This window comes from Novosphingobium sp. BL-52-GroH, from assembly GCF_044813085.1.
GTDB lineage: Bacteria > Pseudomonadota > Alphaproteobacteria > Sphingomonadales > Sphingomonadaceae > Novosphingobium.
Map to the genome: position 1 here is coordinate 1,235,533 of NZ_CP171152.1, position 16,728 is coordinate 1,252,260.

The window sequence follows — 16,728 nt, forward strand, 5'->3', positions numbered from 1 at the left end:
TCGCAATAGACGGTAAGGCCGGGGGTGCAGACATGCGCCTCCCTTTGGATCAGGATTCGAGTGCCCCCATCCCTCCCCCTTTCCGGACCCGAAGCCGCTACGACGGCGGACGCCGGATTCCGGGCCGGATTGCGGGGTGCATTCCGGGAAACCGAGACCTTCGAGCGCCCGCGCGACTTTTCGGGGCGCTTTGCCCGCCGCGTGCGCGGGGTCGGGCGGCACCATCCGGTCAAGCTGCGCCGCCGCTGGACGCTCGGCGTCACCGCGCTCGCCGCGGTCGCCTTGCCTGCCTTCGCCGAGCCGTCCGGGTGGGAGCGCTTCGCCATCGCCGACGCCGTCTCGCCCGAGACCGCGGTTTCGCCGATGCCCTTCGAGCAGGCCGGCGCCAGCTTCCCGGGCTCGGCCTTCTACTACCTCGACACTGCGCCGGCGCCGCTGCGCGTGGGCGAAGGCATCCGCTCGGACGCCGACGATGCCGTGTCCGGCCCCACCCTGGGCACCGGGCCGACCGCGCGCGCGCTCAGGATCGACAACTCCGGCGTCGACCGCAGCCGCGCACTGCAGTGCCTCACCGCCGCGATCTATTACGAGGCCGCGAGCGAGCCCGACGCCGGGCAGCGCGCGGTGGCGCAGGTCGTGCTCAACCGCGTGGCGCACCCGGCCTATCCCAAGACCGTGTGCGGCGTCGTCTACGAAGGGTCGGAACGGTCGACCGGCTGCCAGTTCTCGTTCACCTGCGACGGGGCGCTGGCCCGCCACCCCCAGCGCCTGTTCTGGGACCGCGCCGAGACCGTCGCGCGCGATGCGCTCGCCGGCTACGTCTATGCGCCGGTCGGCCTCGCCACGCATTATCACACGGTCCAGGTCAGCCCCTACTGGGCGCCGAGCCTGCAGTACCTGGGCACGATCGGCGCCCATCGCTTCTACTCGTTCCGCGGCACCGCCGGGAACCCCGCGACCTTCCACTACACCTACTTCGGCGGCGAGCCGGTGGCCGCGCCGCACCGCCGCGACGAATCGGCGATCGCCGCCGCGGCCGCCGCCGCGCTCGACCCGCTGGCGGTGCAGCGCGCCTTCGGTCTGGCCGAACCGGCCAGGCCCCCCGCCCCGCCCCCGCAAGCCGCGGCCGCGACCGCTCCCGTCTATTCGAGCCAGGTGGAGGAGCGCGGCGGCGAATCCCTCTACCGCGCGCAGAACCTGCCGGGCTCCCAGGGGGTCAAGGCCGAGTACGCGAACTCGGGCCGCTGGATCGCAAGCCCGCAAAACTGACGTTCGTGCCGTTCGAGCGGCACCGGCCCGCTGCAAGCGGACAGACTCCGAGCCCCCAATCGATAATCAATCGATTGCAAAAGGTTGTACCGGGGAATGTCCCTAGGGCCTTTGGTCAAGATTTGGGAAACCAAGTCCCCTCATGATGGCTTAGCGCCTCTTCGGCTAGGAAAGGCGCAAGCACGACCACGCAACAAGAGGCCAACCGCTCCATGACCATCCGTTTTGCCGCCGCCTGGGGCGGGACTACTCCGGCCATTGCGCGATCGCTGTGCCTGAGCGCTCCCCTGGGCGCGGTCAACGACAACCACCCGCATGCCCGCCCCCTCCTGCGCTCCGTGTCCGATGCGCAGGACGCGCCGGATGCGGAGGACGACACCGCCCTCGCCGCCGCGCTGATGCACTTCGCGCGCCATGGCCTGTCCGCCGCCACTCGCGCCCGCGCCGAGGCCGAGGCCGCCCACGCCTCGGGCGATACCCTGGCGAGCGCGCGCTGGCTCGAGATCTGCCGCCGCCTCGACCGCCGCATGGCCGACGCCACCGCGCGCCGCCTGCAGGCCTGACGCGGCGCCTTCCTCCCCGCCCCCCACTCAGGTGGGTGGCCGGCCGCGGGCTCGGGGCCCATGGACCGAGCCCGGGGTGACGGGTCCACGGAAGAACGGCCCTTCCCGCGTGCGGATCGGGCTCCCCCTATCCGCCCTTCGACGAGTCGGGCACGACGGGGGTTGCCCGAGCCTGCCCGATGCCCGACACCATCCCTTCCGGGTGGGGCGAAACCCGCACAACCTTGCTGGAACATGTACGAAGCGCCTGATTTCCGCCAATTGCTGCACCTATTGCAATTGCGAACTATTATCACTTAAAAGTGCCGTCAGGAGCCTTCGGCTTGCCGTTTGGCGGTTGCAATGTGGTACGCAGGGGCGTAGGGCCGGCTCCGCAAACCCGGCGCCTGCCTTCTGCGGGATTGAAAGCAGGCCGCCTTGAAGTCCGGTAAAATCCCGCCACGGGAAGGACACGCACGGATCATGGCTCGTAAGAAGATTGCCCTCATCGGCGCAGGCAACATCGGCGGCACGCTCGCCCACCTCGCCGCGCAAAAGGAACTGGGCGACATCGTCCTGTTCGACGTTGCCGAGGGTCTGCCCCAGGGCAAGGCGCTCGACCTGTCGCAGTGCGGCCCGGTCGAAGGCTTCGATGCCAGCATCACCGGCACCAACGACTACGCCGACATCGCCGGCGCCGACGTCATCATCGTCACCGCCGGTGTCGCCCGCAAGCCCGGCATGAGCCGCGACGACCTGCTGGGCATCAACCTCAAGGTGATGAAGGCCGTCGGCGAAGGCATCGCCGCCAACGCGCCCGACGCGTTCGTGATCTGCATCACCAACCCGCTCGACGCGATGGTCTGGGCGCTGCGCGAATTCTCGGGGCTCCCGCACAACAAGGTCGTCGGCATGGCCGGCGTGCTCGATTCGGCGCGCTTCTCGACCTTCCTCGCCTGGGAGTTCGACGTCTCGATCCGCGACGTGAACACCTTCGTGCTCGGCGGCCACGGCGACACCATGGTGCCGGTCGTGCGCTACTCGACCGTCAACGGCATCGGCGTGCCGGACCTCATCAAGATGGGCCGCACCACCCAGGAGAAGATCGACGCGATCGTCCAGCGCACCCGTTCGGGCGGCGGCGAGATCGTCGGCCTGCTCAAGACCGGCTCGGCGTTCTACGCTCCCGCCGCCTCGGGCATCGCCATGGCTGAAGCCTACCTCAACGACCAGAAGCGCATCCTGCCCGTCGCCGCCTACGTCGACGGCCAGTACGGCGTCGACGGCCTCTACGTCGGCGTGCCGGCGGTGATCGGTGCCGGCGGCATCGAGCAGATCGTCGAGATCGAGCTGGACGACGAAGCCAAGGCGAACCTTGGCGTCTCGGTCGACGCAGTGAAGGAACTGCTGGTGGCCTGCAAGGCCATCGACGGCTCGCTGGCGTGAAGTATCGCGCCTGCCTTTTTCTGACTGCGTTCGGGGTTGCGGCTTTCGCCGTGGCTCCATCGCAGGCTCAGCCGGCGACGGCTGAGCGGATAGTGGGCGATTACGTCCTGCTATCCGACGAGATCGGCAGGCCCGAATATATCGTCGGCGCTTCGGGTGACTTGCCCAGGGAGCCGATCGAGGCCTTGCGGGCGGCACCGCTGACGAGCGAGCGGATCGGTTCGCTTTTCGCGAACCTGTGCATAGCCAGCAATTTCGATCGCACCGCCTACCACACCGCCCGCGCCGAACATGCCCCGGAATTCGTTACCGCGAACTACGTGCTGTCCGGCTATAGCGCAGCCCGGCCGCTGGTCGGCTCGCGGCAGGTCCCCGAGGTCGAGTTTGCGCAGGAGCACTCCAGCTACGGGCGTTCGAGCCTGTGGCTGGGCGAAAACAGTGCGGAGATAAAGGGCCGCACGACGCTGACCTACTCGGGCCAGATCGTGATCACTCATCCCTTCGATCCCGAGGACAGTTTTTCGCCCCAGTGCAACGTCACGCTGCGGGTGTCGGGGCTGACCGCCTCGGCAGGCGTGCTGGACGCCATCCAGAATGCCGCTACCGGCTTCACAGCCCTCAAGAGGGTTGAAAAACCCAAGTACGGCTATGCCACCTGGACCCGAGCTGCCGAAAATGGGCGCATCGTTCGTATCAAGGCTGATGTCAGCGGCCTTAACAAGGCGGAGCAGACCGTTCACTTGACGTTTCAGCTCCTGCCTGTCGGCAAGACCAATTAAATTCTTCGAAGGACCACAAAAACATGTCGATCCTCATTGACAAGAATACCAAGGTCATCACGCAAGGGATGACCGGCGCGACCGGGACGTTCCACACCGAGCAGGCGCTGGCCTACGGCACGCAGATGGTCGGCGGCGTGACGCCCGGCAAGGGCGGCACTAGCCACATCGGCCTGCCGGTGTTCGACACCGTCGCCGAAGCCAAGCACGCCACCGGCGCGACCGCCTCGGTGATCTACGTGCCGCCGCCGTTCGCCGCCGACTCGATCCTGGAAGCGATCGATGCCGAGATCCCGCTGATCGTGACGATCACCGAAGGCATCCCGGTGCTCGACATGGTCCGCGTCAAGCGCGCCCTCTCGGGTTCGAAGTCGCGCCTGATCGGCCCGAACTGCCCCGGCCTGCTGACGCCGGGCGAGTGCAAGATCGGCATCATGCCCGCGAACATCTTCTCCAAGGGTTCGGTCGGCGTCGTCTCGCGCTCGGGCACGCTGACTTATGAAGCGGTGTTCCAGACCACCAACGCAGGCCTGGGCCAGACCACCGCGGTCGGCATCGGCGGCGACCCGGTCAACGGCACCAACTTCATCGACGTGCTGGAACTGTTCCTGGCCGACGACGAGACCAAGTCGATCATCATGATCGGCGAGATCGGCGGCAGCGCCGAGGAAGAAGCGGCGCAGTTCCTCAAGGACGAAGCCAGGCGCGGCCGCAAGAAGCCCATGGCGGGCTTCATCGCCGGCCGCACGGCGCCTCCGGGCCGCCGCATGGGCCACGCCGGCGCGATCGTCTCGGGCGGCCAGGGCGGCGCCGAGGACAAGATCGCGGCGATGGAAGAAGCCGGCATCAAGGTGTCGTCCTCGCCCTCGCTGCTCGGCGAAACCCTTGTGGAAGTCCTCAAGGAACTCGCCTGATTCAAGGCCCGGCGGCGGTGGTTCTTCGGAACTCCGCCGCCGCCGGGCACTTACCATGACGCGCGCCGGGCATACGGCTGCGGCGCGGCATCCTCCAAGCGGACTTTCGGCCCCTCCTCCCCGGGAACCGTCGGCTCCGCGAACACAGGACAACGCCGGGACAAGTCCGTCCGGCGTGGTGATAGGTGATTCCTATGGGCGACGAGAGTTTCGAATTCACCCCCGACGAGGGCCTCGGTGAACCCCAGGCCGGCCCGAGCTGGCAGCGCGGCACCTGGCCCCTCGTCGGCGGCGACGCCGAGGACGACTGGACGCAAGGCCTCGACCCCACGGTCCTCAAGGCCGAGATCGTCAAGGCAGCCGCCAAGGGCGGCGCCAAGGTCGACCAGTCGCGCATAGACGAAGCGGCGGCCGATGCCTTCCGCGCGATGACGCTGATCCGCACGTATCGCGTGCGCGGCCACCTCGCGGCGAACCTCGACCCGCTCGGCCTCAACCAGCGCAAGCTGCCCGCCGACCTCACTCCCGAATTCCACGGCTTCGTCGGCGCCGCGCAGGACCGCAAGGTCTATGTCGGCGGCACCCTCGGCCTCGAATGGGCGACCGTGCGCGAGATCGTGCAGATCCTGCGCGCCAACTACTGCGGCAAGGTCGGCCTCGAGTACATGCACATCGCCGATACCGAGGAGCGCAAGTTCCTGCAGGATCGCATGGAAGGCGCCGACAAGGAGATCGAGTTCACGCCCGAGGGCAAGAAGGCGATCCTCGCGGCCGTCGTGCGCGGCGAGCAGTACGAGAAGTTCCTCGGCAAGAAGTACGTCGGCACCAAGCGCTTCGGCCTGGACGGCGGCGAGTCGATGATCCCCGCGCTCGAGGCCGTCATCAAGTACGGCGGCTCGCTGGGCGTCAAGGAGATCGTCTACGGCATGGCCCACCGCGGCCGCCTGAACGTCCTCGCGAACGTCCTCGCCAAGCCCTACAAGGTCATCTTCCACGAGTTCTCGGGCGGCACCGCCAATCCCGAGGACGTGGGCGGCTCGGGCGACGTGAAGTACCACCTGGGCACGTCGGCCGACCGCGAGTTCGACGGCATCAAGGTCCACATGAGCCTGATGCCCAACCCCTCGCACCTCGAGACGGTCGACCCGGTCGTGCTCGGCAAGGTCCGCGCCTACCAGGTGATCGCCGACGACATCGGCGACGACGTCGGCCCGAACGCGCGCCACAAGCAGGTCCTTCCCGTGCTCATCCACGGCGACGCGGCCTTCGCCGGCCAGGGCGTCATCTGGGAGTGCTTCGGCCTCTCGGGCGTCAAGGGCTACAACACCGGCGGCTGCATCCACTTCATCATCAACAACCAGATCGGCTTCACGACGAGCCCGCAGTTCGCGCGCAACTCGCCGTACCCCTCGGACGTCGCCAAGGGTGTCCAGGCGCCGATCCTGCACGTCAACGGCGACGATCCGGCCGCGGTGACCTTCGCCTGCAAGCTGGCGATCGATTACCGCCAGACCTTCGGCCGCGACATCGTGATCGACATGTGGTGCTATCGTCGCTTCGGCCACAACGAGGGCGACGAGCCCGGCTTCACGCAGCCGCTGATGTACGCCAAGATCCGCCAGCACCCGCCGGTGTCGAAGATCTACGCCGACCGCCTCAAGGGCGAAGGCGTGATCGACGACAGCTTCCTGCCCCAGACCGAGGAGGCCTTCACCGCCCACCTCGAGGAGCAGTTCGAGGCGGCCAAGACCTACAAGGCCAACCAGGCCGACTGGTTCTCCGGCCAGTGGAGCGGCTTCCACAAGCCCGCCGATCCCGAGACCGCGCGCCGCAACGTCGACACCCGCATCGAACCCAAACTGTTCGAGAGCCTGGGCCGCACGCTGACGACGGTGCCCGAAGGCCTGACCGTCCACAAGACGCTGGCCCGCGTGCTCGCCGCCAAGGAAGAGATGTTCAAGACCGGCGAGGGCTTCGACTGGGCCACTGCCGAGGCGCTCGCCTTCGGCAGCCTCGTCACCGAGGGCTACGGCGTGCGCCTGTCCGGCCAGGATTGCGGTCGCGGCACGTTCTCGCAGCGCCACGCGGTCTGGACCGACCAGACCGACGAGCACAAGTACGTGCCCCTGACCACGCTGCCGCACGGCCGCTTCGAGGTGCTGGATTCGACGCTTTCGGAATATGGCGTGCTCGGCTTCGAGTACGGCTACGCCAGCGCCGACCCCAAGACCCTGGTGCTGTGGGAAGCGCAGTTCGGCGACTTCGCCAACGGCGCGCAGATCATCATCGACCAGTACGTCGCCTCGGCCGAATCCAAGTGGCTGCGCGCGAACGGCCTCGTCATGCTGCTGCCGCACGGCTACGAGGGCCAGGGTCCCGAGCACTCCTCGGCCCGCCTGGAACGCTACCTGCAGCTCTGCGCGCAGGACAACATCCAGGTCTGCAACATCACCAGCCCGGCGAACTACTTCCACGTCCTGCGCCGGCAGATGCGCCGTCCGTTCCGCAAGCCGCTGGTCATCATGACTCCCAAGTCGCTGCTGCGCCATCCGCTGGCGAAGTCCTCGGCCGCCGAGTTCCTCGAAGGCGACTTCAAGCGCATCCTCTCCGACCGCAACGGGTCGGCCGACGAGGCGACGAAGAAGGTCATCCTGTGCTCGGGCAAGGTCTTCTACGACCTGCTCGAAGCGCGCGACGCCGCCGAGATCACCGACACCCAGATCATCCGCCTCGAACAGCTCTACCCCTTCCCGGGCGAGCCGCTGGCCAAGCGTCTGTCGAAGATGCCGAACCTGGAGGAGATCGTCTGGTGCCAGGAGGAGCCGAAGAACAACGGTTCCTGGTTCTTCGTCGAGCCCTTCATCGAAGCCTCCGCCAAGGAAGCGGGCGTCTCGGCCCCGCGTCCGCGCTATGCCGGCCGCTCGGCCTCGGCATCGCCTGCTACCGGCCTCGCCAAGCGCCACACCGCCGAACAGGCGGCGCTGGTCGCCGACGCGCTGCATCTTTCCGTCCGTTCCGAACTCCGTCGCAAGCAGAAGGCTTGAGATAAATCATGTCCACTGAAGTCAAGGTCCCCACGCTGGGCGAATCCGTCGCCGAGGCCACCATCGGCCAGTGGCTCAAGCAGCCCGGCGAAGCCGTCGCGGCCGACGAGCCCATTGCCAGCCTCGAGACCGACAAGGTCGCCATCGACGTCATGTCGCCGCACGCCGGCGTCATGGGCCAGCAGCTCGCCAAGGAAGGCGACACCGTCGTCGTCGGCGCGCTGATCGCCACCATAGAGGCGGGCTCGGGCGCGCCTGCCGCCGCCAAGCCGGCCGCCGCGCCTGCTGCTGCCCCCGCCGCGGCCCCTGCCCCGGCTCCCGCCGCTGCCGCCCCGGCATCGGAAGAAGCCTCGGCCGGCGCCTCGGTCCTCTCGCCGGCCGTGCGCCGCGCGATCCTGGAGCACGGCATCGACCCCGCGTCGATCAAGGGCACCGGCAAGGACGGCCGCATCACCAAGGACGACGTCCTCGAAGCGGCCAAGAACAAGCCCGCCTCCGCCCCCGCGGCGGCAGCGCCCGCTTCGGTGCCCGCCTCGGCGCGCAACGAAGAGCGGGTGAAGATGACGCGCCTGCGCCAGACGATCGCCAAGCGCCTCAAGTCCGCGCAGGAAACCGCCGCGCTGCTCACCACCTTCAACGACGTCGACATGTCGGCCGTCATCGAGGCGCGCGAGAAGTACAAGGACGTGTTCCAGAAGAAGCACGGCATCAAGCTGGGCTTCATGTCGTTCTTCGCCAAGGCCTCGGTCCTGGCGCTCAAGGACATCCCGGCGGTCAACGCGCAGATGGACGGCGACGAGATCGTCTACCACGACTACGTCGACATCTCGATCGCGGTCTCGGCCCCGAACGGCCTTGTCGTCCCGGTCGTCAAGGACTGCGACAAGCTCGGCTTCGCCGGCATCGAGAAGGCCATCGCGGACTTCGGCAAGAAGGCCAAGGAAGGCAAGCTGACCATGGAAGACATGAAGGGCGGCACCTTCACGATCTCCAACGGCGGCGTGTTCGGCGGTCTGATGTCGACCCCGATCATCAATCCGCCGCAGTCGGCGGTGCTGGGCCTCCACCGCATCGAGGACCGCGCCGTGGTGCGCGACGGCGAGATCGTCATCCGCCCGATGATGTACATCGCCCTCTCCTACGACCACCGCATCATCGACGGCCGCGAGGCGGTCACCGCGCTCAAGACCATCAAGGAAGCGATCGAAGACCCCACCAGGCTCCTGATCGACCTCTGAGATACTGACCCCGCCCGCCCCGAACACAGGTAGGGCGGGGTTTTCGCTTGCGCTGAAACGATTATTACCGCTCGTGTGGTGCGAAGCACGAGCGTGAGGAGGCCTACAATGGCTGATTACGACTACGACGTCCTTGTCATCGGTGCCGGCCCCGGCGGTTACGTCGCGGCGATCCGCGCCGCGCAGCTGGGCCTCAAGACCGCCTGTGCCGAAGGGCGCGAGACGCTGGGCGGCACGTGCCTCAACGTCGGCTGCATCCCCTCCAAGGCCCTGCTCCACGCGTCGGAATACTTCGACGCGGCGAAGAACGGCGCCATGGCGGCGATGGGCATCAAGGTCACCCCGGAGCTGGACCTGGGCACCATGCAGGCGCAGCGCCTCGACGCGGTGAAGGGCCTGACCGGCGGCATCGAGTTCCTGTTCAAGAAGAACAAGATCGACTGGCTCAAGGGCTATGCCCAGTTCAAGGATGCGCACAGCGTCGAAGTGGCCGGCAAGACCGTGACCGCGAAGAACATCGTCATCGCCACCGGCTCCTCGGTCACCCCGCTCCCCGGCGTCGAGATCGACAATGCCGGCGGCGTGGTCGTCGACAGCACCGGCGCCCTCGAACTCACCTCGGTCCCCAAGAAGATGGTCGTCATCGGCGGCGGCGTGATCGGCCTGGAGCTGGGCTCGGTCTGGCGCCGCCTCGGCGCGGAAGTCATCGTGGTCGAGTTCCTCGACCAGCTGCTCCCCGGCATGGACGGCGACGTCCGCAAGGAAGCCGCCAAGATCTTCAAGAAGCAGGGCATGACGCTCAAGCTCGGCACCAAGGTCACCGGCGTGACCGTGGAAGGCAAGAGCGCCAAGGTCACCGTCGAGCCCGCCAAGGGCGGTGACGCCGAAGTGATCGAGGCCGACGTCGTGCTCGTCTCGATCGGCCGCCGTCCCAACACCGAAGGCCTGGGCCTCGGCAACATCGGCATCGAGCTGAACGGCCGCGCGCAGATCGAGACCGACCACGACTTCGCGACCAAGGTGGACGGCGTCTGGGCCATCGGCGACGTCATCCCCGGCCCGATGCTCGCCCACAAGGCCGAGGACGAGGGCATCGCCGTGGCCGAGAACATCGCCGGGCTCACCGGCATCGTGAACCACGACGTCATCCCCGGCGTCGTCTACACCCAGCCCGAGTTCGCCGGCGTCGGCCTCACCGAGGAAGCCGCCAAGGAACGTGGGCCCGTCAAGGTCGGCAAGTTCCCGATGCTCGCCAACTCGCGCGCCAAGACCAACCACGAGCCCGACGGCTTCGTGAAGGTCATCGCCGATGCCGAGACCGACCGCGTGCTCGGCGTGTGGTGCATCGCCTCGGTGGCCGGCACCATGATCGCCCAGGCCGCGCAGGCGATGGAATTCGGCGCCACCTCCGAGGACATCGCCTACACCTGCCACGCGCATCCCACGCATTCCGAGGCGATCAAGGAAGCGGCGATGGCGGTTACCGGCAAGCCGATCCACATCTGACGTCTACCCCCTCCGCCACCTGCAGCCGGTGGTGGAGGGGGGAACCCTGTGCGCCCTCGCGGCTTTCTCCGCGACCAGGGTTCCACGGGGCGTTCCACGCATGATCTTCCACCGCGCTGCATTCCTCTACCTCGCTCCCCTCCTTGCCCTGTCCGCCTGCAACCGCGATCGCGGCGACAGTGCCCCGCCGCGCGCCCATGACGCGATCGTGGTCGATCCGCAGGCCTCGCTCATCACCGTCCCGGTCCACGCCGACCTCGGCAACCTTGCCGCCGCGCTGGAGCGCGAGATGCCCCGCCGCCTGTGGAGCATCGACAAGCCCGGGCAGACCTGCGTGCCCTCGAAAAGCGTCGACCTCGGAATCGCCCGGGTGAAGACACCGGCGCTCAAGTGCCGGATCGTCGGCGAAGTGACGCGCGGGCCGCTGCGCTTTGCCGGCAGGGGCCGCGAGATCGTGCTCGACATGCCGCTCCACGCAGTCGTGCGTGCCGAGGACATCGGCGGCCTGCTCAAGCGCGAGACCGCGACTGCCGACGCGATGGCCCATGCCGTCATCAGGGTGGACCTCGCGCAGGACTGGAGCCCACGCGGCACCGTGCGCATCCGCTACGACTGGACCGACACCCCGCACATGGCGTTCCTCGGCCAGCGCGTCGATTTCACCGAGCAGGCCGAGCGCAAGCTGGCGCCGGTGATCGCGCGGCTCGAACGCGAGCTGCCGGGCCAGCTCGGCAGACTGCAGGTCCGCCGTGAGGTCGAGCGCGCGTGGGACTCCGCCTTCACCACGCTTGCGCTCAACCGCGAAAACCCGCCGGTGTGGATGCGCGTCAGGCCCACCGAAGTGCAGTACGGCGGATACGAACTCGACGGCAAGCGGCTGGTGCTGCGCCTCGGCGTCAAGGCGGTGACCGAGACGTTCGTGGGCAAGCGCCCCGCCGATCCCACCCCCACGCCCCTGCCGCCGCTCCGCCCGCTGGCGACCGAGGCCGGCCGCCTCGCCTTCTTCATCCCCGTCGTCGCCGACTACCGCGAACTGGAGCCGGTGCTGATGAAGGCGCTGCGCAAGCGTTCGGCCCGCCCGTTCGAGGTGCCCGGCGTCGGCCCGGTCATGGCCGAATTCCGCAAGGCGACGATCTACGGCACGCGTGGCGGGCGCATCGCCGTCGGCGTCGAGTTCACCGCACGGGATGCCGCCCGCCGCGTCGGGCCGACCAAAGGCACCGTGTGGATGACCGGCCTGCCCGTCAACCAGGACGATTCGCGCCGCGTCGGCTTCGACCAGTTCGCGGTCAGCGGCACCACCGACATGCGCGGGGGCGACCTCATCCTGCGCCTTGCCAACACGCCGGGCATGGCCGCCACAATCGCCCGCGCGCTCGGCCAGAACTTCGAGAACGACTACGCCAAGCTGCTGGCCAAGATCGACCGCGCCATCGAGGACAAGCGTGAAGGCGACCTGCGCATCAATGCCGAAGTCACCCGCACCCGCACCGGCCGGATCAAGGCTTCCGGGCAAGGGCTGTACCTGCCGGTGTGGGCGGACGGCACCGCCTCGATCACGCTGGAACGCTGACGTCGTCCCGGGCTTGCCCCGGGGCCGCGGGCAAGGCCGCCCGCGCTCTAGCATGAAGGCGGGCGTCGCATCGGCCGATCGCGAGGTCGTGCCTCAAGCTGGCCCATTGGCCAGATGCGCGTGCCCCGGTGCAACTGGCACGAGCGGTCGATGGCCGGATCGGCCGCGAATCCCGGAGAGAACGATGCAGGCAGTCTGGTACGAGGAAAACGGCGGCCCGGAGGTCATGCGCCACGGGACGCTGCCGGATCCCGAGGTAGGCCCCCTGACCGTCCTGATCCGCGTCGAGGTGATCTCGATCGAGGGCGGCGACCTGCTCAACCGCATCCACACCCCGCCCGCACGGGTGCCGCACGTGCCCGGCTACCAGGCCGCCGGCACCGTCGCGGCGGTAGGTGCGCAAGTGACGCGGTTCCGGGAGGGCGACCGGGTCGTCGGCTTCAACTGGAGCGGCAGCCACGCCGAGCTGTTCGCCGTGCCCGAGACGTACGCCTACCCGGTGCCCGAGGGCATGGACCTCGCACTCGCCGCCGTCGTGCCGATCGCCTTCGGCACCGCGTGGGACGCGCTGTTCACCTATGGCGGGCTGCAGGCGGGCGAGACCGTGCTGGTCCAGGGCGCGGCCGGAGGCGTGGGCCTCGCGGCGGTGCAACTGGCGGCGCAGGCCGGCGCCAGCGTGATCGGCACCGCCTCGAGCCCCGAACGCCTGGCCCGCATCGCACCGCTCGGCCTGACCCACGGCATCGACTACCGGCGCGAGGACATCGCCGCGCGCTGCCGCCAGATCACCGGGGGCAAGGGCGTCGACCTCGTGCTCGACCTCGCGGGCGGTGCGGGGAAGGACGCGCTGGTCGAGGCGCTGCGCGCCCACGGGCGCTATGCGGTGATCGGCGCGGCCGAAGGCACGCTCCCCAGCTTCGGGTTCTTCGAGATGATCCGCAAGGCGATGCAGGTGACCGGCATCTCGTTCGGGCGCGACATGCACACCCCTCGTGTCCACGCCCTGCTGGCCGACCTGCTGGCGCGGGTCCACACAGGGCAACTCGCCATGCCGATCGAGCGCGGGTTCCCGCTGGCGGAGGCGGTGGAAGCGCATCGCTTCGTGGCGCAGGCGCATCCGTTCGGCCGGGTGGTGATGCGGCCGTGACGTCGTCCCGGGTCGAGCCCGGGACGCCGTCACGTCGTCCCGGGTCGAGCCCGGGACGATGGCGCCTGGCAAAACGGGGCTTGTTCAGATCGCTTCGGGGTAGACCGGCCGCACGTCCACCGGCAGCGTGCCCATCGCCGCGATGGCGGCGTTGGCCTCGGCGTCCAGCTTCGCCCACTTGGCCATGAACGCCTTGGTGCCCGCGTAGTCGCCGTTGGCCTGCAGCATCAGGATATCGTGGAGCAGCGCCTTGAGCCCCGCCTCCATCCTGGCGTCGTCCACCACGTAGCGCTTCGCCGCCCGATCGTAGGCGAAGGCGCCCTGCGCGCGCAGGTAGGCGTATTGCAGCGCCGCGCCCTGGCCGTGCGCCTCCACCGCGCCGAAGCGAACGGCGCGGAAGATGCCCGTGAAGTAAGTCGCGAAAAGCTGCGGGCGCTCGGCCACGGGCAGTTCGCCCTTCTGCATCATCAGCAGGATGTTCCAGACCCCGGCGACGTCGGCCTTGGCTTCCTCGAGTGCCGAGTTCTGCTCCTTGAGCGCCTTGTCCACGGTGGTCTTCTCGCCGTTCACGACGATCGAGCCCGGCCCGAGGCTGTGCGACAGCTCGTGGAACAGGGTCTCGTACTGCATGTAGTCCTTGGCCACGAGGGCCGCCTGTCCGGGCTTGAGGACCAGCGCCGCCATCGGCTGCAGGATGCGGTCGAACTTGGCGCCCAGCACGTTGGAGAGGATCACCTTCTTGGCACCCTTGGCCTCGCGCACGCGCTCGTCGTTGGGCAGGTTGAAGGCGATGGTCTGCGATCCCGGCACGTTGTCGCCGCCGCCGCGCACTTGCTCGGCCACCGCGATCGGGCTTTCGAAACCGCGCTGGAAGTTCTTGTAGCGATCCTCGATCGGGAGGTTCGCTTCCATGTCCTTGAGGTACTTCTTGTACTTGGCCAGCGCCGCCGAGGCTTGCGGGTCCTTGAGCGTCACGAAGCTCTCGAACGAGGTCTTGGCGCCCATCAGCCGGTCGGTATAGACCTCGTAGGGCCCGATCGCGACCTCGATCGGGGTGCCGGTCAGGTCCATCCAGGCCAGTTCGCTCTCGTAGTAGTCGTCGGTGCGGAAGGCCTTGGCGCGAAGGGTCAGGAAGTTCTTGAGGCTGGCATTGCCGGTGCGCGCGGCGGCCTGTTCGAGCAGCTTCGCGGCCGGCTCCAGCCATTCGCGGTAGGCGACCGAATAAGGCACCGCCACCAGCCCGTCGCCCTCGCGCCGGACCACGGTGTAGGGGCTCAGCAAGGCCGCCTTCCGGTCGGGATGGGCGGCGACGTAGGCTTCGAGCTGCGCGCGGGTCAGGTCCTCGGGATAGAAGCCGGCGCCCTCGGGCATCTGCGCCGTGCCCCAGAACGGGTGCAGGTCGGCCATCTCGTCCCACGGCCCGAAGTTGCGCGCGAACATCTCCACCAGCAGGTCGCGGTCGGCGCGGCGGTTCATCGAGACCGCGCGCCGGACCTGCGGGTTCTCGGCGTAGCGCTGGCGCAAGTAGACCTCGCTCATCAGGTCCGAGGCCTTGATGAGCAGGTTGACGACGTCCCGCTCCTCGGGAGTGAGGAAGGCCGTGTCGACCTCCATCGGGATCGTCGCCAGCTTGTCCTTCTGGGCGGCGAGGTCGTAGGCGGGTTCGGCTTGCGAAACCTCCGTGCCGGGCTGGGCCACCGTGCCGGCCTGGACCACCGTGCCGGGCTGGACCACCGTGCCGGGCTGGGCGGCGGCACAGGCCGGACTGGCCAGCAGCAGCACGGCGGGGGAAAGGTGCTTGAAGGAGGTCATGGGGGTGATCCGTCGCAAGGGGGGTCTTGGCGCCAGCGTAGAGGGATGGGCGCAAGGCGCAAGGGCGGTTCACGGCTCCTCCCCATCGCGGTGCGAAGGCAAGGATTGGGGCGGCTCGTGGCGCGTGCTAGAGAACGCCATGAACCCGATCGCCCCCGCCCTGCCCCCTGCGCTCGACCTCGTGGGCGTCGCCGTCTTCGCGCTCTCGGGCGCGCTGGCCGCCGCCTCGATGCGCCAGACGTTCGTGACCGTCGCCTTCTTCGCGCTCATCACCGGCGTAGGCGGAGGGTCCTTGCGCGACCTGCTGATCGGGGCGCCGGTGTTCTGGGTGCACGACCCGTTCGTGGCGCCGGTCTGCCTCGCCGTCGCGCTGGTGGCGTGGTTCACCCCGGTGCGCTGGTGGCAGGGGGCGCTGCTCGAATGGGCGGACGCGCTGGGGCTGGCGGTCTATTCGGTGTTCGGCACGATCAAGGCGCTGTCGTGGGGCGTGCCGCCGGTGCCGGCGATGCTGATGGGGGTGGTGACGGGCTGCACCGGCGGCATCATCCGCGACGTGCTGGCCGGCCAGCCCTCGATCCTGATGCGCCCGGAACTGTACGTGACGGCGGCGGCGCTGGCGGCGGGCCTGGCCGGAGCGGGCATTGCCCTGGGGCTGTCGCCCGCACTGACCTGGGCATTGGCGGTGGCCGGCGGCTTCGCGCTGCGCGGTGCGGCGATCCACTGGTCGCTGGGCCTGCCGACGCACAGGGGCGACGGCTGAGGCTTTGGAGTCCGTCCGCTTGGAGCGGAAGCGGCTCGCGCCCGCCTGCACGGGACAAACGCTAGATCATGGCGTGGCCGTCCACCGCGACCGAGCGGATGTGGCCGGTCTCGTCGACGCTGCAGGCGTAGGGGCTGCCGCCCTGGAGCCGGCCCTCGACCGAGTAGCGGTCGCCCATGCGGCGCACGTTGTCGACCGAATCGACCCGCTTGTCGCCGCGCTCCAGTTCGGCCGAGCAGGCGTCCACGGCGCCGTCGAAGCTGCCTGCCGAGGCGCCCACCGCGCCTTCGCGCGAACCGTAGTCCCCGCCGTCCGCCGGCGCTTCGCCGTAGCCCTGGTCGCCCGCTTCCGGGCCGCCGGGATAGCGGTAGGGTGCCGGCTCGTCGTCGCGGGTATCCGAGGACTTCTTGTTGGCCGACGTGGCGATCGCGACTGCCGCGCCGCCCACCAGCAGGCCCGCGAGCAGGCTGCCGCCGTCGATGCCGTCGCCCCGGTGGTGGCGGTGGCGCCCCCAACCGTCATAGCCGCGCGCCAGCACCGGCGTCGCAGTCATCGAAACCACGGCAAGCGCGGCGAGCGTGGCGGCGGTACGCGAACGGAAAATCTGCATCGGTGAAATGTCCAAGTCCCGGCGCGCACGGTTCGCGCCGCCTGATGTTCCGGAAATACGCGCCGCATACTGTCGCATGGCTGAACCG

Annotated in this window: 13 protein-coding genes; 11 read left to right on the forward strand and 2 right to left on the reverse strand. The window is 68.8% G+C overall.

Going from position 1 to position 16,728, the window contains the following annotated elements:
• Positions 1–129 precede the first annotated feature (129 nt).
• The 10 genes from ACFFDA_RS18435 (at position 130) to ACFFDA_RS18480 (ending at position 13,458) form a co-directional block, all read left to right on the forward strand.
• A complete protein-coding gene (locus ACFFDA_RS18435; protein ID WP_404482238.1) occupies positions 130–1,269 on the forward strand; it encodes a cell wall hydrolase in 1,140 nt (379 codons plus the stop codon).
• Positions 1,270–1,481: 212 nt separating this feature from the next.
• The gene (locus ACFFDA_RS18440) at positions 1,482–1,832 is read left to right on the forward strand and encodes a hypothetical protein (RefSeq protein ID WP_404482239.1); all 351 of its coding nucleotides are present in this window, start codon (positions 1,482–1,484) and stop codon (positions 1,830–1,832) included.
• Positions 1,833–2,294: 462 nt separating this feature from the next.
• Positions 2,295–3,257: a malate dehydrogenase gene (gene mdh / locus ACFFDA_RS18445; RefSeq protein WP_404482240.1), complete on the forward strand. Its 963-nt coding sequence runs from the start codon at positions 2,295–2,297 to the stop codon at positions 3,255–3,257.
• A gap of 92 nt (positions 3,258–3,349) precedes the next feature.
• Positions 3,350–4,036: a hypothetical protein gene (locus ACFFDA_RS18450; protein ID WP_404482241.1), complete on the forward strand. Its 687-nt coding sequence runs from the start codon at positions 3,350–3,352 to the stop codon at positions 4,034–4,036.
• Between the two features lie 23 nt (positions 4,037–4,059).
• Positions 4,060–4,950, forward strand: a complete 891-nt coding sequence (gene sucD / locus ACFFDA_RS18455) for a succinate--CoA ligase subunit alpha (RefSeq protein ID WP_404476770.1) — start codon at positions 4,060–4,062, stop codon at positions 4,948–4,950.
• A 194-nt stretch (positions 4,951–5,144) separates the two neighbouring features.
• Positions 5,145–7,994 (forward strand): 2-oxoglutarate dehydrogenase E1 component, encoded by a 2,850-nt coding sequence (locus tag ACFFDA_RS18460; RefSeq protein ID WP_404482242.1) that lies wholly within the window; start codon positions 5,145–5,147, stop codon positions 7,992–7,994.
• 8 nt (positions 7,995–8,002) lie between these two features.
• A complete protein-coding gene (gene odhB, locus ACFFDA_RS18465) occupies positions 8,003–9,232 on the forward strand; it encodes a 2-oxoglutarate dehydrogenase complex dihydrolipoyllysine-residue succinyltransferase (protein ID WP_404482243.1) in 1,230 nt (409 codons plus the stop codon).
• A 108-nt stretch (positions 9,233–9,340) separates the two neighbouring features.
• Positions 9,341–10,738 carry a dihydrolipoyl dehydrogenase gene (gene lpdA / locus ACFFDA_RS18470; RefSeq protein ID WP_404482244.1) on the forward strand — a complete coding sequence of 466 codons (1,398 nt, stop codon included), beginning with the start codon at positions 9,341–9,343 and terminating at the stop codon, positions 10,736–10,738.
• A gap of 100 nt (positions 10,739–10,838) precedes the next feature.
• The gene (locus ACFFDA_RS18475; RefSeq protein WP_404482245.1) at positions 10,839–12,311 is read left to right on the forward strand and encodes a DUF4403 family protein; all 1,473 of its coding nucleotides are present in this window, start codon (positions 10,839–10,841) and stop codon (positions 12,309–12,311) included.
• 184 nt (positions 12,312–12,495) lie between these two features.
• Positions 12,496–13,458, forward strand: coding sequence for a zinc-binding alcohol dehydrogenase family protein (locus tag ACFFDA_RS18480; RefSeq protein WP_404482246.1), 963 nt, complete (start codon positions 12,496–12,498; stop codon positions 13,456–13,458).
• An 84-nt stretch (positions 13,459–13,542) separates the two neighbouring features.
• Here the strand turns inward: ACFFDA_RS18480 and ACFFDA_RS18485 are convergent, their stop codons facing one another.
• A complete protein-coding gene (locus tag ACFFDA_RS18485; RefSeq protein ID WP_404482247.1) occupies positions 13,543–15,270 on the reverse strand; it encodes a hypothetical protein in 1,728 nt (575 codons plus the stop codon).
• Positions 15,271–15,409: 139 nt separating this feature from the next.
• Between ACFFDA_RS18485 and ACFFDA_RS18490 the strand changes: the two genes are divergently transcribed.
• Positions 15,410–16,030 carry a trimeric intracellular cation channel family protein gene (locus ACFFDA_RS18490; protein ID WP_404482248.1) on the forward strand — a complete coding sequence of 207 codons (621 nt, stop codon included), beginning with the start codon at positions 15,410–15,412 and terminating at the stop codon, positions 16,028–16,030.
• A gap of 61 nt (positions 16,031–16,091) precedes the next feature.
• On the opposite strand, the gene ACFFDA_RS18495 is transcribed toward ACFFDA_RS18490, so the two are convergent.
• Positions 16,092–16,640: a hypothetical protein gene (locus tag ACFFDA_RS18495; RefSeq protein ID WP_404482249.1), complete on the reverse strand. Its 549-nt coding sequence runs from the start codon at positions 16,638–16,640 to the stop codon at positions 16,092–16,094.
• Positions 16,641–16,728 lie beyond the last annotated feature (88 nt).